The sequence below is a fragment of the Agrobacterium radiobacter genome (assembly GCF_040801995.1).
Lineage (GTDB): Bacteria > Pseudomonadota > Alphaproteobacteria > Rhizobiales > Rhizobiaceae > Agrobacterium > Agrobacterium radiobacter.
On the sequence record NZ_JBEGHX010000001.1, the window covers coordinates 2,296,972 to 2,319,355 of the forward strand.

Annotated in this window: 23 protein-coding genes; 2 read left to right on the forward strand and 21 right to left on the reverse strand. The window is 59.8% G+C overall.

The window, feature by feature from the left end; all coding sequences use genetic code 11:
• Positions 1-55: 55 nt before the first annotated feature.
• The gene (locus MRBLRC7O_RS11400) at positions 56-1,156 is read left to right on the forward strand and encodes a TraB/GumN family protein (protein ID WP_080866466.1); all 1,101 of its coding nucleotides are present in this window, start codon (positions 56-58) and stop codon (positions 1,154-1,156) included.
• On the opposite strand, the gene MRBLRC7O_RS11405 is transcribed toward MRBLRC7O_RS11400, so the two are convergent.
• The 16 genes from MRBLRC7O_RS11405 to sdhC all read right to left on the reverse strand — a co-directional run bounded on the left by MRBLRC7O_RS11405 (position 1,140) and on the right by sdhC (position 18,064).
• Positions 1,140-1,628, reverse strand: coding sequence for a DUF2867 domain-containing protein (locus MRBLRC7O_RS11405; protein ID WP_003504971.1), 489 nt, complete (start codon positions 1,626-1,628; stop codon positions 1,140-1,142). The two genes, MRBLRC7O_RS11400 and MRBLRC7O_RS11405, sit on opposite strands and share 17 nt — an antisense overlap.
• A 79-nt stretch (positions 1,629-1,707) precedes the next feature.
• Positions 1,708-2,208, reverse strand: a complete 501-nt coding sequence (locus tag MRBLRC7O_RS11410) for a cytochrome b (RefSeq protein WP_080866467.1) — start codon at positions 2,206-2,208, stop codon at positions 1,708-1,710.
• A gap of 127 nt (positions 2,209-2,335) precedes the next feature.
• On the reverse strand, positions 2,336-3,742 hold the full coding sequence (gene lpdA / locus MRBLRC7O_RS11415) for a dihydrolipoyl dehydrogenase (RefSeq protein ID WP_003504975.1): 1,407 nt from the start codon (positions 3,740-3,742) through the stop codon (positions 2,336-2,338).
• Positions 3,743-3,808: 66 nt separating this feature from the next.
• Positions 3,809-4,450: a LysE family translocator gene (locus MRBLRC7O_RS11420; protein WP_003504977.1), complete on the reverse strand. Its 642-nt coding sequence runs from the start codon at positions 4,448-4,450 to the stop codon at positions 3,809-3,811.
• Positions 4,451-4,460: 10 nt separating this feature from the next.
• Complete coding sequence (locus MRBLRC7O_RS11425) at positions 4,461-4,871, reverse strand: MAPEG family protein (protein ID WP_003504979.1); 411 nt, start codon at positions 4,869-4,871, stop codon at positions 4,461-4,463.
• A gap of 22 nt (positions 4,872-4,893) precedes the next feature.
• A complete protein-coding gene (odhB, locus tag MRBLRC7O_RS11430; protein ID WP_060725403.1) occupies positions 4,894-6,117 on the reverse strand; it encodes a 2-oxoglutarate dehydrogenase complex dihydrolipoyllysine-residue succinyltransferase in 1,224 nt (407 codons plus the stop codon).
• Positions 6,118-6,170: 53 nt separating this feature from the next.
• A complete protein-coding gene (locus MRBLRC7O_RS11435) occupies positions 6,171-9,167 on the reverse strand; it encodes a 2-oxoglutarate dehydrogenase E1 component (protein ID WP_080866468.1) in 2,997 nt (998 codons plus the stop codon).
• Positions 9,168-9,345: 178 nt separating this feature from the next.
• Entirely contained in the window at positions 9,346-10,248 is a 903-nt protein-coding gene (sucD, locus tag MRBLRC7O_RS11440) for a succinate--CoA ligase subunit alpha (RefSeq protein WP_003492390.1), read from the reverse strand.
• A gap of 17 nt (positions 10,249-10,265) precedes the next feature.
• Positions 10,266-11,459, reverse strand: coding sequence for an ADP-forming succinate--CoA ligase subunit beta (gene sucC, locus MRBLRC7O_RS11445; protein ID WP_003492393.1), 1,194 nt, complete (start codon positions 11,457-11,459; stop codon positions 10,266-10,268).
• A gap of 31 nt (positions 11,460-11,490) precedes the next feature.
• Positions 11,491-12,453: a malate dehydrogenase gene (mdh, locus tag MRBLRC7O_RS11450; protein ID WP_003504984.1), complete on the reverse strand. Its 963-nt coding sequence runs from the start codon at positions 12,451-12,453 to the stop codon at positions 11,491-11,493.
• Positions 12,454-12,631: 178 nt separating this feature from the next.
• A complete protein-coding gene (gene zapE / locus MRBLRC7O_RS11455) occupies positions 12,632-13,795 on the reverse strand; it encodes a cell division protein ZapE (RefSeq protein WP_003504985.1) in 1,164 nt (387 codons plus the stop codon).
• A 92-nt stretch (positions 13,796-13,887) separates the two neighbouring features.
• A complete protein-coding gene (locus MRBLRC7O_RS11460; protein ID WP_003523510.1) occupies positions 13,888-14,430 on the reverse strand; it encodes a protease inhibitor Inh/omp19 family protein in 543 nt (180 codons plus the stop codon).
• A 205-nt stretch (positions 14,431-14,635) separates the two neighbouring features.
• Positions 14,636-15,415 (reverse strand): succinate dehydrogenase iron-sulfur subunit, encoded by a 780-nt coding sequence (locus MRBLRC7O_RS11465; RefSeq protein ID WP_003523509.1) that lies wholly within the window; start codon positions 15,413-15,415, stop codon positions 14,636-14,638.
• A 15-nt stretch (positions 15,416-15,430) separates the two neighbouring features.
• Complete coding sequence (gene sdhA, locus MRBLRC7O_RS11470) at positions 15,431-17,272, reverse strand: succinate dehydrogenase flavoprotein subunit (RefSeq protein ID WP_080866469.1); 1,842 nt, start codon at positions 17,270-17,272, stop codon at positions 15,431-15,433.
• 7 nt (positions 17,273-17,279) lie between these two features.
• Positions 17,280-17,660 (reverse strand): succinate dehydrogenase, hydrophobic membrane anchor protein, encoded by a 381-nt coding sequence (sdhD, locus tag MRBLRC7O_RS11475; protein WP_003504989.1) that lies wholly within the window; start codon positions 17,658-17,660, stop codon positions 17,280-17,282.
• An 11-nt stretch (positions 17,661-17,671) separates the two neighbouring features.
• Positions 17,672-18,064, reverse strand: a complete 393-nt coding sequence (gene sdhC / locus MRBLRC7O_RS11480; RefSeq protein ID WP_003504990.1) for a succinate dehydrogenase, cytochrome b556 subunit — start codon at positions 18,062-18,064, stop codon at positions 17,672-17,674.
• Between the two features lie 306 nt (positions 18,065-18,370).
• Between sdhC and MRBLRC7O_RS11485 the strand changes: the two genes are divergently transcribed.
• A complete protein-coding gene (locus tag MRBLRC7O_RS11485; protein ID WP_060725400.1) occupies positions 18,371-18,751 on the forward strand; it encodes a hypothetical protein in 381 nt (126 codons plus the stop codon).
• A gap of 54 nt (positions 18,752-18,805) precedes the next feature.
• Here MRBLRC7O_RS11485 and MRBLRC7O_RS11490 read toward each other — a convergent pair whose 3' ends face one another.
• The 5 genes from MRBLRC7O_RS11490 to tsaD form a co-directional block, all read right to left on the reverse strand.
• Positions 18,806-19,450: a class I SAM-dependent methyltransferase gene (locus MRBLRC7O_RS11490; protein ID WP_080866471.1), complete on the reverse strand. Its 645-nt coding sequence runs from the start codon at positions 19,448-19,450 to the stop codon at positions 18,806-18,808.
• A gap of 7 nt (positions 19,451-19,457) precedes the next feature.
• Positions 19,458-19,901, reverse strand: coding sequence for an EVE domain-containing protein (locus MRBLRC7O_RS11495; RefSeq protein ID WP_003504993.1), 444 nt, complete (start codon positions 19,899-19,901; stop codon positions 19,458-19,460).
• A 6-nt stretch (positions 19,902-19,907) separates the two neighbouring features.
• Positions 19,908-20,201 (reverse strand): YciI-like protein, encoded by a 294-nt coding sequence (locus MRBLRC7O_RS11500; protein WP_003504994.1) that lies wholly within the window; start codon positions 20,199-20,201, stop codon positions 19,908-19,910.
• Between the two features lie 89 nt (positions 20,202-20,290).
• Positions 20,291-21,274, reverse strand: a complete 984-nt coding sequence (locus MRBLRC7O_RS11505; protein WP_003504996.1) for an NAD(P)H-dependent glycerol-3-phosphate dehydrogenase — start codon at positions 21,272-21,274, stop codon at positions 20,291-20,293.
• On the reverse strand, positions 21,274-22,371 hold the full coding sequence (gene tsaD, locus MRBLRC7O_RS11510) for a tRNA (adenosine(37)-N6)-threonylcarbamoyltransferase complex transferase subunit TsaD (protein WP_080866472.1): 1,098 nt from the start codon (positions 22,369-22,371) through the stop codon (positions 21,274-21,276). Before tsaD ends, MRBLRC7O_RS11505 begins: the two co-directional genes overlap by 1 nt.
• Positions 22,372-22,384: the final 13 nt, after the last annotated feature.

Consider the following 22,384-nt stretch of genomic DNA (forward strand, 5'->3'; position numbering starts at 1 on the left):
TTAACCAGACATCCAAGCCGCCGTTCTATAAGCGAAGGACAACCGGATTGGACCGATGCACAGCCTGATAAGACCACAAAATCTCACCGCCACCCTGATGGGCAAGGCCGGCGATGCCCTGCTCTGGCTGCTGGCGGCCCTGCATGTCACCGCCGTTGCAATCCTGCTCATGACCCTGCTTTCGCTGGGGCAAGCGGAAGCCGCAGAGCAGCAGCAGATCACGTGCACGGGCAATGACATTCTCGTGGAAATGCGCAAGACCGATCCTGAAGGCTTCGCAAAGATCGAACAGGAAGCGGCCGCGATCCCGAACGGCAAGGGTAATTTCTGGCGTATCGAAAAGGCAGGCACGGCCCCGTCCTATCTTCTCGGCACCATGCATGTCACCGATCCGCGTGTTCTGGAAATGCCGGCCGCCGCCAGCCCCGCCTTTGAAAAAGCCGCGATTGTCATCGTGGAATCGGACGAAATCGTTGACGACAAGAAGGTCGCGACTTCGTTGCTGAGCAAGCCTGAGCTCACCATGTTTCTGGATGGCAAATCGATCACCGACATTCTGTCGCCCGATAATGTCGCCCGCCTCGAAAAAGGCCTCAAGGAACGCGGCATCCCGCTGAACGCCGTTTCGCGGATGAAGCCGTGGATGCTTTCGAGCTTCGTCGCCCTTCCCGCCTGCGAATTCGCCCGCAAGGCGACCGGCCTTTCCTTTCTGGACAAGAAGCTGGCCGAAGATGCGATTGCGGACAGCAAACGCCTTGTCGGGCTGGAAACCATGGTTGAGCAGCTGACGGCCATGTCCGAACTGCCGATGGAATTTCATCTTCAGGCGCTGATCGAGACGCTGGAACTCGGTGAGCGTATGGATGACGTGATGACGACCATGACCGATCTTTACGTCGCCGGCGATATCGGCATGACCATGCCCATGCTGAAAAGCCTCGATCCCAAGAAGGCCGCGGCTGAAAACGAACAGGGCTACGCCGCCTTTGAACAGCGCATCATTACCGACCGCAACCACGTCATGGCGGAACGGGCAGCCCCCGAGCTTGCCACGGGCAATGTTTTCATGGCCGTCGGCGCGCTGCATCTGCCCGGCGAGGAAGGCGTTATCGAACTTCTGCGCGCCCAGGGTTTCACCCTCACGCGGGTTGACTGACCCGCTCACGCCCGATGCTGACGGGCCGGACATTGGAGCAGAAGGGCCGCATCGTCGCTGGTACGATGCGGCGGTGAAACGGCTCGACGACAAGAAGATAGAGCCGCCCAAACAGGTTCTTGCGCCTGACGATGGTGGTGACAATCACCATCTGGCCGTTCCCCCTTTCTTCAAGATCGACAACGATCCGGAAATCGAGATGGCGGTCGTCGAAGCCAAGCACTGTCCGCTCCTGGGTGGAAGAAAGAACGGGAAAACCGCCCGCCGACGTGCCAGCCGCCAGTTCGACCGTTCTTAAACCGAAAAGCGATACGACACGGTTTCGAAGCGCCATAAGGCTGCTGATCCACGCCGGAGGATGATCGAGAAGGAGCCTGCTCGCATCGAGAGAGGACGGCTCCGGCGTCACCATCTCTCCCTGATAGCGATCCCGCCAGTCTGCGCCCGGCAATATGTCTTCGATCTCCTGCATTCCTGAACCCCCGCCGCGCTATGCGGCAAGGGTCACCTTCCTCTTTTTCCGAGAAGCCGGGAACGCGACAAACCGCCGCTTAGCCGTGCGTCATGCGCTTCAGGACATTGGTGCGCCAGTAGAACTGATGAACCAGAACGGCGCCGACGTGACCGGCGATCAACACCCACATCAGCGCCTTGAAGGGACCGGAATGCAATTGCCCGGCCGACTGCGCACCGAAATAATAAGCGGCGATACCTGACAGGGGCAGAACGAGAAACAGGGCATAGAAGGTGAAATGCGCCACCTTCGCGGCGATCTGAAACGGTCGCGGTTCTTCGGTGGGATGCGGCGGCACGCCTTGGAAGAAGCGCAGACAGAGGCGCAAAACCGCAAGAAACAGCACGGCAAAACCGACATAGGCGTGGATATTGGCTGAAGAAATCTGCTCCGGCGTCAGTGTCTCGCCCCGCCGCATCAGCCGATAGGCATGTTCCATACCATCGGGAAACACCAGATTGAAGAAGATCAGAAGCGCCATCGCCCAGTGAATGATGCGCTGTGGAACCGAAAAGGAAACTTGACTTGGAAACGCCATTTTATTGCCTTTTATCAAAAGGTTAGACAGGCTATGGCGCGAGTATGGAAAACCCCGGCCTGCATGGCAAGCCGGGGTTTGGCAGATGACTGAAATTTAATGTTGGAGCAGCGGGCTCCAAAACCGATCACATGTGGATCGGCTTGAAGAAGGTCGCCAGCGCTGCTTCCTTCACCGCTTCCGACATGGTCGGATGCGCATGGCAAGTGCGGCCGAGATCTTCCGAAGAACCACCGAATTCCATCAGCACGGTGATTTCGTGGATCATTTCGCCAGCGCCAAAGCCGACGATATGACCGCCGAGAACCCGATCGGTTTCCTTGTCGGCAAGAATCTTCACGAAACCATCCGTCACCTGCATGGCGCGGGCGCGGCCATTGGCGGTGAAGGGGAACTTGCCGACCTTGTAAGCGATGCCGGCGGCCTTCAGTTCTTCTTCTGTCTTGCCGACGGAAGCGATTTCAGGCTGCGTATAGACCACGGCCGGAATGACGTCGTAGTTCACGTGGCCGCGCTGACCGGCGAGGATTTCCGCGAGAGCAACGCCCTCGTCTTCCGCCTTGTGCGCCAGCATCGGGCCCTTCACCACGTCGCCGATCGCGTAGATGCCGTCGACATTGGTCTTGTAGTGGCCGTCGATTTCAACGCGACCGCGGCTGTCCAGCACGACACCGGCTTCGGCAAGGCCGAGACCTTCAGTGTAGGGCTTGCGGCCGGTCGAGATCAGCACGACGTTTGCTTCCAGCGTTTCAGCCGCACCGCCCTTGACTGGCTCGAACACCACCTTCGCACCGGCGCCCGTCTTTTCAACGGCCGTCACCTTGGCGCCGAGCTTGAAATCGAGACCCTGCTTGGCGAGCAGACGCTGCGCCTGCTTGGAGACTTCGCCGTCCATGCCGCCGAGAATATTGTCGAGGTATTCAACAACGGTGACCTTCGCGCCGAGGCGCGACCAGACCGAACCGAGCTCGAGGCCGATCACGCCGCCGCCGACAACGATCAGCTTTTCCGGAACCTTGGAAAGGGCGATCGCGCCGGTGGAGGAAACGATGACGTTTTCATCGATATCGACCTGAACGCCCGGAATGCCGGCAACATCAGAACCCGTGGCGATGACGATGTTCTTGGCTTCGATTTCCTGTGTCTCACCCTTGTCATTGGTGACGGCGACCTTGCCGGCGGAAACCACCTTGCCGGTGCCTTGGAAGGCATCGATCTTGTTCTTCTTGAACAGGAAGGAAACGCCATCGACATTGGCCTTCACCACGCCGTCCTTGTGGCCCATCATCTTTTCAAGGTTCAGCTTCGGAGCAGCAACTTCGATACCGAGCGTATCGACGCCATGGGCAACATGCGCAAAGGTTTCGGACGCGTGCAGCAGCGCCTTCGACGGGATGCAGCCGACATTGAGGCAGGTGCCGCCATAGGTCGCGCGCTTTTCGATGACGGCGACCTTGAGGCCGAGCTGTGCCGCCTTGACCGCGCAAACATAACCGCCGGGGCCCGTGCCGATTACAACTACATCATATGCCATGTTCGTTTTCCTGATTGATGTCGGGCAAGATGCGGATCATTGCCCTGCTTGCGTTTGACCTGAAACTCAGGCCGCTTTTTCCGTTGCGAGTTTTATACCGAGAGCGATGAACACCACACCACTGGTGCGGTCGATCCATTGGCTGGCGCGCTGAAATGCCGCGCGCATGCGTGGCGTCGTCATGAACAGGCTGACGCCGACGAACCACAGGATGAGGCAGCTTGCCATGACGAGCCCGTATCCGAATTTGATGGCGACCGGCGTATGCGCGTGAACCACCGTCGAAAAGATCGACAGGAAGAAAAACACCGGTTTGGGATTGAGCGCATTGGCGGCGAAGCCGAGCGTGAAGGCCTTGAGCCCTGTCTGGCCGCTTTTGGCCCGAACCTCGCCTTCAGCAGCGGTCGGCAGTTCGGTCTTGCCAGCGCGCAGCGCCTTGATGCCGATATAGATCAGATAGGCGACGCCGAGCCATTTGACGATGTTGAAGAGATAGATCGACTGGGAAATGATGAGGCCAAGTCCGAGGATCGTATAGGTGACATGGAACATCAGCGACGTTCCCACACCGAAACTGGTGATGATGGCCTGCTTGCGCCCGTGCACCATGGCCTGACGCATGACCATCGCCAGATCGGCCCCGGGAGAAACGATCGCGAAAAAGAAGATCGCCATCAGGGATGCAAGTTCGATGAGATATTGATGCATGAGCTCGACCTCAGATCAGCGCGACAAGCATGAGGACCAGACCGACGAGGGAAACGACCCACGCGATCGACCGCATATAGGGAACGCCTGCAAGATAAAGCGGGATGTAGACGACGCGCGCCACGGTCCATATCCAGCCGCCCGTCAGCCCCCAGCCGGAGGCGTCGCCGACGATCGCAAGAGCGAGAACCAGACCGACGAAAGCCGGATAGGTTTCCCGAAAATTATCCGAGGCGCGCTGCGCGCGTCCCGCAAAGACCCCTTTGAGGTCCGGACGCGCATCACGCGTACCCGCATTCCAGGCAAGACCAACTTCCCGCGTGACGGACATGGCCTGAATGCAGATATGCAGGAGAAGAAGAATGACGCTGAGCGCCAGCAGGAACACAAAAGGTCCATTCCCGCCGGCCAGGTTTTCCATCCCTCTTCTCCCCTATCTAGTCTTAGAGATCGAGAACCAGACGTTCCGGATCTTCCAGGCTTTCCTTGACGCGAACGAGGAAGGTCACTGCTTCCTTGCCGTCAACGATACGGTGATCGTAAGAGAGCGCAAGATACATCATCGGACGGATGACGACCTGACCGCCGATGGCGACCGGACGCTCCTGGATCTTGTGCATGCCGAGGATACCCGACTGCGGTGCATTGAGGATCGGCGAGGACATCAGCGAACCGTAAACACCGCCATTGGTGATGGTGAAGGTGCCGCCCTGCATGTCGGCCATGCCGAGCGAACCGTCACGCGCTGCCTTGGCGAGGCGGCCGAGTTCCTTTTCAACGCCTGCGATGGAGAGCTGGTCGGCATCGCGAATGACAGGAACGACGAGGCCCTTGTCGGTGCCGACAGCCATGCCGACGTGACAATAGTTCTTGTAGATGATGTCCGTGCCGTCGATTTCAGCGTTGACGGCGGGCAGTTCCTTCAGCGCGTGGGTCACGGCCTTGGTGAAGAAGCCCATGAAGCCGAGCTTGACGCCGTGCTTCTTCTCGAACACGTCCTTGTAGCGGTTACGCAGGTCCATGACGGCGCTCATGTCCACCTCGTTATAGGTGGTCAGCATGGCGGCCGTGTTCTGCGCATCCTTCAGGCGACGGGCAATCGTCTGGCGCAGGCGGGTCATCTTCACGCGCTCTTCGCGAACCTGATCCTGTTCGGCCGAAACCGGACGGGGGGCAGCAGCGGCAACCGGAGCAGCGGCGGGTGCAGAAACACCCTTGGCGACGGCAGCGAGAACGTCGCCCTTCAGAACCTGGCCACGCTTGCCCGAACCGTCAACCTGATCGGCAGACAGGTTGTTTTCAGCAAGCAGCTTGCCGGCGGCAGGTGCCGGCGGCATGGAGCCGGTTGCCGGAGCGGCAACGGCGGCAGGTGCCGGTGTGGCAGCCGCAGCAGGCTTTGCGGCAGGTGCAGCGGTTGCAGCGCCGGCGGCACCTTCGGCGATCTGGCCGAGAAGCGCGTCGAGACCGACGGTCTCGCCGTTCTGCGCAACGATTTCGGTGAGAACGCCGGACGCAGGCGCCGGGACTTCAACGGTAACCTTGTCGGTTTCCAGTTCAACGAGAGGTTCGTCGGCCTTGACGGTATCGCCGACCTTCTTGAACCAGGTGCCTACGGTCGCTTCGCTGACGGATTCGCCGAGGGTTGGTACGCGGATTTCAGTGGCCATGATCTAGTTCCGTTATTCAGGTGTCTTTTTTGCGGGGCGATGCGGGAGAGTTCTCACTCTCCCAGCGCGTCTTCCAGGAACGCAGCAAGCTGCGCCAGGTGCTTGGACATCAGGCCGGTCGCCGGAGAGGCGGCAGCCGGACGGCCCGTGTAACGGACCTTCTGGTACTTGGCGTCGATATGCGCCAGAACCCATTCCAGGTAAGGATCGATGAACGACCACGCACCCATGTTCTTCGGTTCTTCCTGGCACCAGACCATCTCCGCATTGCGGAAACGGGAAAGCTCGTTGATGAGCGCCTTCGCCGGGAACGGATAGAGCTGTTCGACACGCAGCAGGTAGATGTCGTCGATACCACGCTTTTCGCGTTCCTCGAGCAGATCATAATAGACCTTGCCCGTGCACATGACGACGCGGCGGATCTTCGAATCCTTCTGCAGCTTGATCGGGCCGTCCTTGATGACTTCAGCATCGTCCCACAGGAGACGGTGGAAGGAGGACTCGCCTGCAAGCTCGGCCAGCGAAGAGGTGGCGCGCTTGTGACGCAGCAGCGACTTCGGCGTCATCAGGATCAGCGGCTTGCGGAAGTCGCGCTTCACCTGACGGCGCAGGATGTGGAAGTAGTTGGCCGGCGTCGTGCAGTTGGCTACCTGCATGTTATCTTCGGCGCACATCTGCAGCCAGCGCTCCAGACGGGCGGAAGAGTGCTCCGGACCCTGACCTTCATAGCCATGCGGCAGAAGGCAGACGAGACCGGACATGCGCAGCCACTTGCGTTCACCCGACGAGATGAACTGGTCGAACACGACCTGAGCACCGTTGGCGAAGTCGCCGAACTGGGCTTCCCAGAGCGTCAGCGCATTAGGACGGGCCAGCGAGTAACCGTATTCGAAACCGAGGACGGCTTCTTCCGAAAGCATCGAGTTGATGACTTCGTAACGGGCCTGCGTCGGCGCAAGGTTTGCCAGCGGGATGTAGCGTTCTTCGGTTTCCTGATCGTAGAGAACCGAGTGACGCTGAGAGAAGGTGCCGCGTTCGCAATCCTGACCGGAAAGGCGGATCTTGTGGCCGTCGACGACGAGCGAACCGAAAGCGAGCGCTTCCGCCATTGCCCAGTCGATGCCTTCGCCCGTCTCGACCATCTGCGAGCGGTTTTCCATAAAACGCTGGATCGTGCGGTGAGCGCTGAAGCCTTCCGGTATGGTCGACAGCTTCTTGCCGATCTCCTTCAGCTGCTTCATCGGTACGCCGGTCTTGCCGCGACGCTGCTCATCGGCATTGTCGGCAGCGCGCAGACCCGACCACTGACCGTCCAGCCAGTCGGCCTTGTTTGGCTTGTAGGACTGGCCTGCTTCGAATTCCTGTTCCAGATGAGCGCGCCAGTCGGCCTTCATCTTCTCGAATTCGCCTTCGTTCATCAGGCCTTCCGCGATCAGGCGGTCGGCATAGATGCGCGCCACTGTCTTGTGACCACGGATAACCTTGTACATTTTCGGCTGCGTGAACGCCGGCTCATCGCCTTCGTTATGGCCGAAGCGGCGATAGCAGAACATGTCGATGACGACAGGCTTGTGGAACTTCATACGGTATTCGGTCGCAACCTTGGCCGCATAGGTCACCGCTTCCGGATCGTCGCCGTTGACGTGGAAGATCGGCGCTTCGATCATTTTGGCAACGTCGGACGGATAGGGCGACGAACGCGAGAAGGCCGGGTTCGTCGTAAAGCCGATCTGGTTGTTGATGATGAAGTGCATGGTGCCGGCAACGCGGTGACCGCGCAGACCGGAAAGGCCGAGAATTTCGGCAACAACGCCCTGACCCGCAAAGGCGGCATCGCCGTGCAGCAGCAGCGGCAGCACCTTGGCGCGTTCCGACAGCGGAATGATGTCGCCGTCCCACTGCTTGGCCAGCTGGTCCTGCTTGGCGCGGGCCTTGCCCATGACGACGGGGTTGACGATTTCCAGGTGCGACGGGTTGGCCGTCAGCGACAGGTGAACCTTGTTGCCGTCGAATTCGCGGTCGGAGGAGGCACCGAGGTGGTATTTCACGTCGCCCGAACCCTCGACATCGTCAGGCTTGAACGAACCGCCCTTGAACTCGTGGAACACGGCGCGATGCGGCTTGCCCATAACGTTCGTCAGAACGTTCAGGCGGCCGCGGTGAGCCATGCCGAGCACGACTTCTTCCAGACCTTCCTGGCCGCCGCGCTTGATGATCTGCTCCAGCGCCGGGATCAGCGATTCACCGCCATCGAGGCCGAAACGCTTGGTGCCCTTGAAACGCACGTCGAGGAACTGCTCGTAGCCTTCGGCCTCGACCAGCTTGGACAGAATGGCCTTCTTGCCTTCAGCCGTGAAGGCAACGCCCTTGTCCGGACCTTCGATGCGCTCCTGAATCCAGCCTTTTTCTTCCGGGCTGGACATGTGCATGAATTCGACGCCGATGGTGGAGCAGTAGGTGCGCTCCAGAATATCGATCATCTCGCGCACGGTCGCATATTCGAGGCCGAGCACGTTATCGATGAAAATCTTGCGGTCGTAGTCGCTTTCCTCGAAGCCGTAGGATTTCGGCGACAGCTCGTTGTAATCCTCAACCGCGACCGCGATGCCGAGCGGATCGAGCTTGGCATGCAGGTGGCCGCGCATGCGGTAGGCGCGGATCATCATGATGGCGCGAACGCTGTCACGGGTCGCCTGCAGAACTTCCGCCTGGCTGACCGGCTTGCCGGTGTCGGCGCTCTTAGCCTCAGCTTTCGCCTGAACCTTCTTCTCGATGGCCTTTTCGACCGTGGCCCAGTTGCCGTCGAGTGCGGATACCAGTTCGCCATTCGCCGGGATCGGCCAGTTGGCGCGCTTCCAGGAGGCGCCCTTGGCCGCCTTCTTCACGTCTTCCGGATTATCGGACAACGCCTTGAAGAAGCTCTGCCACTCCGGCGACACGGAAGAGGGGTCCTCTTCGTACCGGGCATAGAGCTGCTCGATATAGGCTGCATTCGCGCCGTCCAGAAACGACGTGATCTGAAACTGCTCGTTCGCTTCTTGCCTTGCCATTGTGTTCTTGCGGACTTATCCGTCCGCCTCCTCGATGCCGTTAGGGCCGTTCGCCGGCCTGCCGCTTTGATTATTGCTGTCTGCCGCCGGGGCGGTATGCCGTTCTGTCTGTCGTTCCTTGCGGCATCGGGCAGCGTGGCATTGAAGCCGCGCCGCCCGTTACCGATATCATGTGGTCTCAGCCCTTGAGGACTTCAACCAGCGTCTTGCCGAGGCGCGCCGGGGAAGGCGATACCTTGATGCCGGCCGCTTCCATGGCTGCAATCTTGGACTCTGCGTCACCCTTGCCGCCGGAAACGACAGCGCCGGCGTGGCCCATGGTGCGGCCCTTCGGAGCCGTACGGCCTGCGATGAAGCCGGCCATCGGCTTCTTGCGGCCCTTCTTGGCTTCGTCGATCAGGAACTGTGCCGCATCTTCTTCAGCCGATCCGCCGATTTCGCCGATCATGATGATCGACTGCGTGGCGTCGTCAGCGAGGAACATTTCCAGGACGTCGATGAACTCGGTGCCCTTGACCGGGTCGCCGCCGATGCCGACAGCAGTGGTCTGGCCGAGGCCTTCGTTGGAGGTCTGGAACACGGCCTCATAGGTGAGCGTACCCGAACGCGAAACGATACCGACGGAACCCTTGCGGAAGATGGAGCCCGGCATGATGCCGATCTTGCATTCTTCCGGCGTCAGGATACCCGGGCAGTTCGGGCCGAGCAGGCGCGACTTGGAGCGGTCGAGGCGAGCCTTGACGCGAACCATGTCCATGACCGGGATACCTTCGGTGATGCAGGTGATGAACGGAATTTCCGCATCGATGGCTTCGATGATGGCGTCTGCTGCACCTGCCGGCGGAACGTAGATCACGGATGCGTCTGCACCGGTCTTTTCCTTGGCTTCGGCAACCGTTGCGAAGATCGGCAGGCTTTCACCCTTGGAACCGGTCCAGGTTTCGCCGCCCTTCTTCGGGTGAATACCGCCAACCATCTGCGTGCCGTAATAGGCAAGCGCCTGTTCGGTGTGGAAGGTGCCGGTCTTGCCGGTCAGACCCTGAACGAGGATCTTCGTGTCTTTATTAACAAGAATAGACATTATTTCCGGTCCCTCAATTAGCCGTTGATCGCCGCGACGATCTTCTTGGCTGCGTCGTCCAGATCGTCAGCAGCCGTAATCGCAAGGCCAGATTCGTTGAGAAGCTTCTTGCCAAGTTCGACGTTGGTGCCTTCGAGGCGAACGACGAGCGGAACCTGCAAACCGACTTCCTTCACCGCGGCGATGACGCCCTCGGCGATAACGTCGCACTTCATGATGCCGCCGAAGATGTTGACGAGGATACCCTCGACCTTCGGGTCGGCAGTGATGATCTTGAAAGCTGCCGCAACCTTCTCCTTGCCGGCGCCGCCGCCGACGTCGCAGAAGTTAGCCGGCTCTTTGCCGTAAAGCTTGATGATGTCCATGGTCGCCATGGCAAGGCCAGCGCCGTTGACCATGCAACCGATGTTGCCGTCGAGTGCGACGTAAGCGAGGTCCCACTTGGAGGCTTCGATTTCCTTGGCGTCTTCTTCGGTCTCGTCGCGCAGCGCCTTGACGTCGTCATGGCGGAACAGCGCATTGCCGTCGAAGGACATCTTGGCGTCGAGAACGCGCAGATGGCCATTTTCCATGACGATCAGCGGGTTAACCTCGAGGAGAGCCATGTCCTTCTCATTGAAGGCCTTGTAGAGGATCGGGAACAGCGCCTTGGCGTCTTCCGCAGCAACACCATCAAGCTCGAGAGCCTTGGAGATCGCGGCAACGTCGGCGTCGCTCACACCCTTTTCCGGGTTGATGGCGATGGTGTGAATCTTCTCGGGCGTGTCGTGGGCGACAGCTTCGATATCCATACCGCCTTCGGTGGAAACCACGAAAGCAACCTGGCCGACGGAACGGTCAACCAGCAGCGAGCAGTAGAGTTCGCGGGCAATGTCTGCGCCGTCTTCGATGTAGAGACGGTTGACCTGCTTGCCGGCGTCGCCCGTCTGCGCCGTTACCAGCGTGTTGCCGAGCATGTCCTTGGCGTGGGAAACGACTTCGTCGATCGACTTTGCCAGACGAACGCCGCCCTTGGCGTCGGGGCCGAGTTCCTTGAACTTGCCCTTGCCGCGGCCGCCAGCGTGGATCTGGCTCTTGACGACGTAGAGCGGGCCGGGAAGCTGCTTTGCGGCAGCTTCGGCTTCTTCGACCTTGAGAATGGCGACGCCTTCAGCAACCGGCGCGCCGTAGCCCTTCAGAAGAGCCTTGGCCTGATATTCGTGAATATTCATGGAATAATCCCTGTTTGGAGCCGCTAGGCTATTACTTCAGCGACGGAGCGATGTTGACGCAGGCTTCGCAAAGACCAGCGACGGCGCCGACGGATTTCTGGAAGGCGGCTTCTTCTTCCTTGTTGAGTTCGATCTCGATGATGCGCTCGATACCGCCGGCACCGATGATGGTGGGAACGCCGACATACATATCATCAACGCCGTACTGGCCCGAGAGGTGGGCAGCGGCGGGCAGAACGCGCTTCTTGTCCTTAAGGTAGGATTCTGCCATTTCGATCGCCGAAGCGGCCGGCGCGTAATAGGCCGAACCGGTCTTGAGCAGGCCGACGATTTCCGCGCCGCCGTCACGGGTGCGCTGGATGATCTGCTCAAGGCGCTCAGCGGTCAGCCAGCCCATCTTGACGAGATCCGTCAGCGGAATGCCGCCAACCGTGGAATAACGGGCGAGCGGCACCATCGTATCGCCATGACCGCCGAGAACGAAGGCGGTGACGTCCTGGACCGAAACATTGAATTCTTCAGCGAGGAACAGGCGGAAACGGGCGCTGTCGAGAACGCCGGCCATGCCGACGACCTTGTTCTTCGGCAGGCCAGAGAACTTCTGCAGCGCCCAGACCATGGCGTCAAGCGGGTTGGTGATGCAGATGACGAAAGCGTTCGGGGCATATTTCTTGATGCCGGCGCCGACCTGTTCCATCACCTTGAGGTTGATGCCGAGAAGATCGTCGCGGCTCATGCCTGGCTTGCGGGCAACGCCAGCGGTGACGATGCAGACGTCAGCACCTTCGATGGCAGCATAATCGGAAGCGCCGGTGAGCTTTGCATTGAAGCCTTCGACCGGGCCGGACTGGGCAATATCCAGACCCTTGCCCTGCGGGATGCCGTCAGCAATATCGAAGAGGACGATATCGCCCAGTTCCTTCAGGCTGGCGAGATGCGCCAGCGTGCCGCCGATCATGCCAGAACCAATAAGTGCAATCTTTTTGCGAGCCATCGAATGCTTCCTCTTGAGCTTCAATTCAATTTCACCGCGCCAAACCGGCAGCCAAATTGTCGTACTCCGATTAGCCCCATTGGCTAAAATAGGCAACAGATTCTTTTGTGGTGAATATTTTCAATCGTTTAGATCATTATTTTCTTACGTAAACGTAAGAAAATGCGTCACGAAAGTGTCAAACTTTCTGCCGCTTTTCGTGATGAAGCGCCAGGTAATCTGCGCTGCGCATCTCGAACAGGCGCGAGGCGGTACGATCGAACTCGAAACCTTCGGTTCCCTTGCGTTTGCCGAGCAGGTCTTCAGGCATGGCTGCGGCTGATGCGAAAAGCCTGACGCTATGGTCGTAAAGCGCGTCAATGAGGATAATGAAACGCTTGGTCTCGTTCCGCTTGTCCGCGTTGAGCAGCGGGATATGGTCGATGAAGACCGTATCGAAACGATTGGCGATGGCCAGGAAGTCGGAAGCCCCGAGCGGCTTCTCGCAGAGATCTGAAAACGAAAAGCGCGCCACCCGGCCGCTGGCGCGTGGCACCAGAATGGAGCGGCCCTTCATGGGTATTTCCGTTGGGGCAACGAGATGACCGCCGGTCATGTGCCGCCAGGCCATGTCCATCGCCTGATCCGCCGAACCGTCGAGCGGCGTGACGTAGACCGGAAGGCTTTCCAGCTTCTCCATCCGGTAGTCGGTGGGGCTGTCCAGCGTCACCACGTCAACATATTTCTTCAGCAGATCGACGAAGGGCAGGAAAAGGCCGCGATTGAGACCATCCTTGTAGAGATTGTCGGGCACGACATTGGAGGTCGTCACCAATGTGCACCCATTGGCGAAGAGTTCGCTGAACAGCCGGGCGAGGATCATCGCATCGGCAATATCCGTGACCGTAAATTCGTCGAAGCATAAAAGCTCCGCTTCCGCCAGAAGCTCCGCCGCAACTGGCGGAATGGGATCGGCCTGTTTGGTTTCACCATTCTTCAGCTTCTGCCGATGCGCGTGCACACGATTATGCACATCCGCCATGAATTCATGAAAATGGCAGCGACGTTTGGAAGAGACGGGCGCCATTTCGTAGAACATATCCATCAGCATCGTCTTGCCGCGGCCAACACTGCCATACACATAGAGCCCCTTGACGGAGGCGGCAGGCCCGGACTTGCGCGCAAACATCCAGCCCAGCGCGCTCTTCTTCTTGGCCGGCTTGCGTGCCTTCAGATCCGCAAGGATACGATCAAGATGCGCCGCCACACCAAGCTGGGCGGCATCGGCCTGCAAGGTGCCAGCTGCCGTCAATGCGTTGAGCTGTTCAACGACACTATGATTGTAATCAGGCAAGGGCTTCATGGATAAACGCCTCGGACGCGGGCGCACAAAGGCACCCGCGACGAATGGACAGGCTTAGAGCGAAAAGAGCGTTCCGGCTGCACCGGATAGACTCATCGGCTGAGGCTGAGCGGCTGACCGCTATTGGTGGTGCCATCAAAGCGCGCATCGGCGCTCTTGTAGACGCGGCCAATCGTGTCACCCGAACGGTTCTTGAAGAGAACCATCTTGCCGGACACTTCCCAGGACCCCATCGCCGTCAGCTCACCCGCGCAACCGCGCGTGCCGCCACGCGAGCCGCTGCCGAGATTGGTGAGCGTCAGGAACATGTCGCAATTGGCGCCGCCATTGGAAACGCGCCAGTTGCCGACCATGGATTCCTTGGTAACGTCAAGTGCGGCTGCCGGCGGAGCGGCAGAAGCGACATTGGTTCCGCCAGGGGCGGCCGAGGCAGGTGCCGACGGGAACTGGCTGCCCGTGGCGCCACCGGGCGGCGGCAGGGCGCCGGACTGGACCGAGGGCACCGGCTGCGCCTGCAAAGGCGGCGTATAACCGGGATTGTTGCTGGCGTTGTTGTTGTAATCGTAGGAGGTACGTTGGCAACCGGCGAGAGTCATCACAACCGCAAGGCCCGTCACCACATATCTGAATTGCATATCAAGCTCCCGATTCTCTCGCTTCCGGAAAGATCATGATCAAACAAGAAGGCTGAATTATTACCAAAGCCTTATCTTGCGCAAGCGATGGCCGGGATAATTACCATTTCGGTCGATTTTTACCGAATTTTCCCACGCCGGGTTGTAAAAAGGGCCACGGTCGAGACCGCGGCCCGCTAGATTTTCTGTCGTCAGCGAATCGCCTTTAAACGCGACGCTCGACCATCATCTTCTTGATTTCCGCGATCGCCTTGGCCGGGTTCAGACCCTTCGGGCAAGCCTGCGCGCAGTTCATGATGGTATGGCAGCGGTAAAGGCGGAACGGATCCTCGAGATTGTCGAGACGCTCGCCGGTTGCCTCATCGCGGCTGTCGATCAGCCAGCGATAGGCCTGCAGCAGAACGGCCGGACCGAGATAACGGTCGCCATTCCACCAGTAGCTGGGACAGGAAGTGGAGCAGCAGGCGCAGAGAATGCACTCATAAAGACCGTCCAGCTTCAGGCGGTCCTCATGGCTCTGCTTCCACTCCTTGGCGGGCGTCGGCGAAACCGTCTTCAGCCAGGGTTCGATGGAGCGATGCTGCGCGTAGAAGTTCGACAGATCAGGAACAAGGTCCTTCACGACAGGCATATGCGGCAGCGGATAGACCTTCACCGTGCCGTTGATCTCTTCCATGCCCTTGGTGCAGGCGAGCGTGTTGGTGCCGTCGATGTTCATAGCGCAGGAGCCGCAGATGCCTTCACGGCAGGAGCGGCGCAGCGTCAGCGTCGGGTCGATATTGTTCTTGATGTAGAGAAGCGCATCGAGAACCATCGGCCCGCAATCGTCGACATCGATATAATAGGTGTCGATGCGCGGGTTCTGGCCGTCATCCGGGTTCCAGCGATAGATGCGGTATTCGCGCACATTCTTCGCGCCGTCCGGCTTCGGCCAGACCTTGCCTTCGCTGATCTGGGAATTCTTGGGGAGAGCGAGTTCAACCATATCCAGTTCCTCAAATCAGTAGACGCGCGCCTTCGGCTCGATCTTTTTGGGATCGATGCCGTCGGCGATGAGGTCGGTGTGAACAGGGCGGTAGTCGAGCTTGACGTCGCCCTCCGGGCTGACCCAGGCAAGCGTGTGCTTGCGCCAGTTCACGTCGTCGCGACCGGCGAACGGACCGTCGACGAAATCCTCGCGGGCGTGCGAGCCGCGGCTTTCCTTGCGCGCTTCCGCGCCATAGACCGTGGTGATCGCATTGGCCATGAGGTTGTGCAGCTCGAGCGTCTCGACCAGATCGGAGTTCCAGACCATCGAACGATCGGTGACCTTGACGTCAGGCAGTTCCTTCCAGATGGCGGAAAGACGCTGGCAACCGCTTTCCAGCGATTCCTGCGTGCGGAACACGGCCGCGTCGTCCTGCATGGCGCGCTGCATCTTGTCGCGCAGCACCGCCGTCGGCGTCGAGCCGTTGGCGTAACGCAGGCCGTTGAAGCGCTCCATGATCTTGTCGCAGGCAGCCGTATCGAGAGCGGGAACAGCCTCGTCACGATTGATGACCTGAGCGGCGCGGATCGCGGCTGCACGGCCGAAGACCACGAGGTCGATCAGCGAGTTGGAACCGAGGCGGTTGGCGCCGTGAACCGAGGCGCAACCCGCTTCGCCAACAGCCATCAGGCCGGGCGCGATACGTTCCGGGTTGTTGGCATCGGCATTCAGCACTTCACCCCAGTAGTTGGTCGGAATGCCGCCCATATTGTAGTGAACCGTCGGCAGGACCGGGATCGGCTCGCGGGTCACGTCGACACCCGCAAAAATCTTCGCGCTTTCGGAAATGCCCGGAAGACGCTCATGCAGGATCGCAGGATCGAGGTGATCGAGATGCAGGAAGATGTGGTCCTTGTTCTTGCCGACGCCGCGGCCTTCACGGATTTCCATCGTCATGCAGCGCGAAACAACGTCGCGCGACGCAAGGTCCTTCGCGGAAGGCGCATAACGCTCCATGAAGCGCTCGCCTTCGGAGTTGACGAGATAACCGCCTTCGCCGCGCGCGCCTTCGGTAATGAGGCAGCCTGCGCCATAAATGCCGGTCGGGTGGAACTGCACGAATTCCATGTCCTGAAGCGGCAGGCCGGCGCGGGCAATCATGCCGCCGCCGTCACCGGTGCAGGTGTGGGCAGAGGTCGCCGAGAAATAGGCGCGGCCGTAACCGCCGGTCGCGAGAACCACCATCTTGGCGGAGAAGCGATGGATCGTGCCGTCATCGAGGTTCCACGCCACGACGCCCGTGCAACGGCCGTCTGCCGACATGATGAGGTCGAGCGCGAAATATTCGATAAAGAATTCCGCGTTGTTGCGCAGCGACTGGCCATAAAGCGTGTGCAGGATGGCGTGGCCGGTACGGTCAGCAGCGGCGCAGGTGCGCTGCACCGGCGGGCCTTCACCGTAATTCTGCATATGGCCGCCGAAGGGGCGCTGGTAGATCTTGCCTTCTTCGTTACGCGAGAAAGGCACGCCGTAATGCTCAAGCTCATAGACCGCCTTCGGCGCTTCCATGGCGAGATATTGCATCGCATCAACGTCACCCAGCCAGTCGGAGCCCTTTACGGTGTCGTAAAGGTGCCACTGCCAACAGTCGGGCGTCATGTTGGTGAGCGAGGCGGCGATGCCGCCCTGCGCCGCAACCGTGTGGGAGCGCGTCGGGAAAACCTTGGTGATGCAGGCCGTGCGGAAACCCTGTTCCGCCATGCCGAGCGTTGCGCGCAGACCCGCGCCACCGGCGCCCACCACGATCACGTCATAGGAGTGATCGACATAGGTGTAGGCCTTGCCATTCTGGGAAGGTGAACTGATCGATGCCATGGCGGACTTATCCTGCGAATGCGATTTTCAGAATGGCGAAGATGGAAAGGCCGCCAATCAGAATCGCGAAAAACGTATTGAGCATCAGAAGAACGAGCTTCGAAACCTCGGCGTGGACGTAATCTTCGATGATGACCTGCATGCCGAGCTTCATGTGAATGAGGCCGGACACCAGCACCAGAGCCATGATAACCGCAACAAGCGGGTTCGACAGCGCGGCGACGACTTCCGGATAGGGCGCGCCGGCATATTTGATGAGGAAGATCACGAAGAAGATCAGCAGCGGAACGTTGGCAACCGCGGTGACGCGCTGGCGCAAGAAATGGTCGGTGCCTTCCTTGGCAGAGCCGAGACCGCGAACCTTTCCGAGAGGTGTACGCATATCCATGAAAAATCTCCTCAGCGCACGATCAGGGCGATGACCCAGATCAGCGCGGTCAGACAGATCGACACCACCCACGAGGCCTTTGCCAGCTTGGTGGTAAAGTGCTTTTCGAAGCCGTAGCCCAGATCCCACATGAAGTGGCGAAGCCCGCCTAGCATGTGGTGCACGAGAGCCCAGGTATATCCGATCAGGATGAGTCTACCGATGATCGTACCCATCGCCCAGTTGACCCAGTCGTAATAGGCAGGACCCGAGGCGATTGCGATCAGCCACCAGGCAACCAGAAGCGTTCCGAAATAAAGCGCGCCGCCTGTGATGCGGTGCACGATGGAAGCAACCATCGTCGGAATCGGCTTGTAAATTTGAAGATGCGGCGACAGAGGCCGGTTATTAGTCGCATTCGCCATCAGAACCTCGCGGCGTTTTCCCGTGCGCCCATCAGACAGGACGCCCCCAAGCAACAGCACATGACGAAAGAATGTGCATTGCACCAACCGCGACGTTTAATCACATGGGAGCATCACCACAAGCACATTTCATGGCCGATTCCAATTTAATCGATTGGTTCACGAATTTTTTTTGGAATTTTTTTGCGTCAAAATAAAAAATCGAGCGTTTCCAAGATTTACGCCCTCAAAATATTTACCTTTACGTAATTCATGAATCGTGTAATTTACCTTTTGTTAATGAAGAAAATCCGGAGAATGAGGCTCATGTTACAGCGCCGAATCGCTGCTTTAACCATGATGGTTGCAGGCGTCATTTTCACAGTAATGCCTCCGGCGGCGGCAGATGATTATTATGGTCGCCGTGATTATCAGCATCATTATCAACATCGTCAATCGCAGGTGAGCTTCTCAACGGACGGGCTGCCATCCACCCTCTCCGGTGGCACTTATGTGGGCGCGATATCGGCGCTGCGCGTTCGTGGCAATGGCAATTATTTCGCAATTGGCGGCGGGCTTTCACGGAAAGGCGCAACGCTCACAAGAGGCTCGCAGCTTGCGCCAAAGGCGAAGATCATCAATGTCCGTGCCGAAACCGCTGACGACGCCTGCGCCTATGAACATGGCGTCTGCATTATCCGGCCCTAAAGTATTTCCGGCGAAAGCATGACGCGGTTTTACTGCAAATGTGCGATGCACTGATCAGATAAAACGCCAGACGGTGGTCTTCTTCACTTCGCCGTCTTCCAGCGCCCGCGTCACCGGCACCTGATAGGTCGCCTCCGCCCGGAGCCGATCTTTGGGCAAATAGGCCCGCCCCGGATCGCCGACGAGCACGCTCACGCCCTTTTCCGTCAGTTCCCGAAACCACGGCACGAGAAGATCTGCAAAAGCGCGATCGTAAAACACGTCGCCAGCCAGCAGAACATCCGTAGCGACCGGCTTCCCGACCAGATCAAGTCCGGTGAAGGCAATGTCCACCTCATTGAGAGCCGCATTCAGCCGAATGGCCGTCTCTGTCCACGGATCGATATCGGCCGCCAGAACCGCGCTGGCACCTGCCTTTGCCGCGGCGATGGCGACAAGGCCGGAGCCGCTGGCGAAATCCAGCACGCGCCTGCCGGAGACGCTGTCGGGATGATCGAGAACATAACGGGCAAGCCCCTGCCCGCCGGCCCAGGCGAAGGCCCAGAAGGGCGGCGGCAGGCCGATCGCTTCCAGCTCCTCCTCCGTCTTCAGCCACAGCTCATGAGCCTCCGTGGCAAGATGAAGACGCAATTCCGGCACATGCGGCGGGCGCATGATGCCGGTGTTGTTGAGAATGAAGCGTTCGGGATCGGTCCTCACCGAAGGGTCAGTCCGGTGATTTCGGTGGATTGGCGAGGTTACCCATGCGGCAAACCTCAAGATATTCCTCCTCCGTCACCGGCTGCACGGAAAGCCGCATGGAGGTGACGAGAGACATCTTTTCCAACTTGGGATTGGCCTTCACATCCTTCAGCGAAACCGGCTGCGGCATATCGCAAACGGCGCGGATATCGACGCAATCCCACTTCAGATCGCCTTCAGCGGTCGAGTCCGGATGCGACAGCGCACAGACTTCGACGATGCCGACGACATCCAGCCCTTCATTGGAGTGGTAGAAGAAACCCTTGTCGCCGATCTTCATGGCCCGCATGTTGTTGCGGGCCTGATAGTTGCGCACGCCGGTCCATTCTTCGCCGGCCTCGCCCTTGGCCTTCTGCATTTCCCAGGACCATTTGAACGGCTCGGACTTATAAAGCCAGTAATTCGCCATGTCCGGTCACGCTCCCGGATTGTTGAAGACCCAATTATAGGGCTTCACATCGACGCTTTCGAACAGGCCGGCTTTTGCATAGGGATCGGCATCGGCAAGGGCCTTGGCCGCATCGATATCGGCAGCTTCCACGATGACGAGGCTGCCATTCGGCTTGCCTTCGGCATCGAGAAACGGACCGGCGATCTTCAGCGTGCCCTCGGCATTCAGCCTGTTCAGATGTTCCAGATGCGCCGGGCGCGTTTCCATGCGCACGTTCAGATGGCCGGGCTTGTCCTTGCAGATAAAGGCAAACAGCATTTTCGTCTCCTCGCTGGAGCATGTCTCCCAAAAGTATCAGCGGCTTTGGGACCAAGACATGCGTAAAATATTGTTCGACCGCCCCACCCTCATTCGGTGGTGATCGGCCGTGTCATCAATTGTTGCATGGCGCTCGCCACATCCAGATTGCCATCGATGATGGCGGCCACCGCTTCGGTAACCGGCATGTCGACAGCGTGACTTTCTCCGAGTCGGGCGGCGACGGCAGCCGCAAAAGCGCCCTCCACCAGCCCGCCGGACATGTCCTTGCCCTCCCCGCGGCCGAGCGCGATGCCGAACCGCAGGTTTCGCGACTGATGGCTTGTGGCGGTCAGCACCAGATCGCCGAGGCCCGAGAGGCCGCGCACCGTATCCGCCTTGCCGCCCATGGCGACGATGAGACGCGACATTTCAGCAAGCCCGCGCGAGATCAGCGCCGCCCGGGCGGAATCGCCAAGGCCCGCGCCTTCGACGATGCCGGCGGCAATGGCGAGAACATTCTTCAGCGCCCCCCCGAGCTGCACGCCGATGCGGTCGGTGGAGGCATAAAGCCGGAAGGTCCTGCCGGAAATCGTGGTTGCCAGCCGTTCGGCAATGGCAGCATCTTCCGCCGCAATCGCCATGGCCGTCGGCAAGCCACGGGCAATATCGGCCGCGAAGCCCGGACCGGACAGAACCGCAATCGGGTGATGTGGCAGTTCCGCTTCCAGAAGTTCCGTCAGCAGACGGCCGGAACTGCGGTCGATGCCCTTGGCGCAGGTGACAATGATAGAGTCATTAGCCAGATAAGGACCATAGTGACGGGCCGCATCGGCATGGGCCTGAGACGGCATGGCGAAGAGCACAATGCTGGCACCGGCAAGCACATCAGGCTCGGCAGAAAATTCAAGCGCATCCGGAAGGTCGACACCCGGCAGGGCCGCCTCGTGCACGCGATCGCTCCTGAGGTCAGCCATCAGAGACGGATCGCGGCCGAGCAGGGTCACATCATGCCGGTTTTCCAGCGCAATGACGACGGCTAGCGCGGTTCCGAAGGCGCCGGCGCCGATGACGACGATTTTTTCCCGCTGCATCAGGCCTTGGCTCCCCTCTTACCGAAACCGATCAATGTTTCCGCGCTGCCATCCAGCGGCCAGCGCGAGCGCGGCGGAATTTCAAGCGGATCGGCTTCCTTGCCATCGGCCATCCGCTCCAGTCCGGCCCAGGCGATCATCGCAGCATTGTCAGTGCAGAGCCGGTGCGGCGGCGCGACAAAGCGAAAGCCATTGATATCGCAAAGCGACTGCAGGGTCTGGCGGATTTCCTTGTTGGCGGCGACACCGCCAGCCACGACCAGCGCAGGCTGGGTCTCCAGCTGCGGAAACTCCTGGCGGAAACGCGCAAGGCCACGGCCGATGCGATCCTTGAGAGTGCGCGACACCGCATTCTGGAAGGAGGCGCAGATATCGGCAATATCTTGCTCCGAAAGCGGCGCGATGGCGGTCGCCGCCTGCCGCACCGCTGTCTTCAGGCCGGAAAAGGAAAAATCGAGCCGTGCTTCGCCGACCATCGGACGCGGCAGCGGAAAGCGGTTGGGATCCCCCTTCGCCGCCGCCTTCTCGACCGCAGGACCGCCGGGATAGGGCAGGCCCAGAAGTTTCGCGGTCTTGTCGAAGGCTTCACCCAGCGCGTCATCGATGGTGGTGCCCCAGCGCTCATAGTCGCCTACACCGCGCACCAACACCAGCTGGGTGTGGCCGCCGGAAACCAGCAGCATCAGATAGGGAAAAGACAAACCGTCTGTCAGCCGCGCCGTCAGCGCGTGGCCCTCCAGATGGTTGATCGCGTAGAGCGGCTTGCCCGCCGCCTTGGCGATGGCCTTGCCCGTCATCAGCCCCACCAGCAGACCGCCGATGAGGCCGGGACCGGAGGTGGCGGCGATGGCGTCGACATCGGCAAGGGTCACGCCTGCCTGCTCCAGCGCTTCTTCCACCAGCGTGTCCAGCGCCTCGACATGGGCGCGCGCGGCAATTTCCGGCACGACGCCGCCATAGGCGCTGTGTTCCTCCAGCTGCGACAAAACGACGTCGGAGACGATCTCGCCGCGCCCGTCCGCATGCCGAACCACAATGGATGCAGCGGTTTCGTCACAGCTTGTCTCTATGCCGAGGATACGAAGAAAGGGGGTCATCAAATCTGTTCGT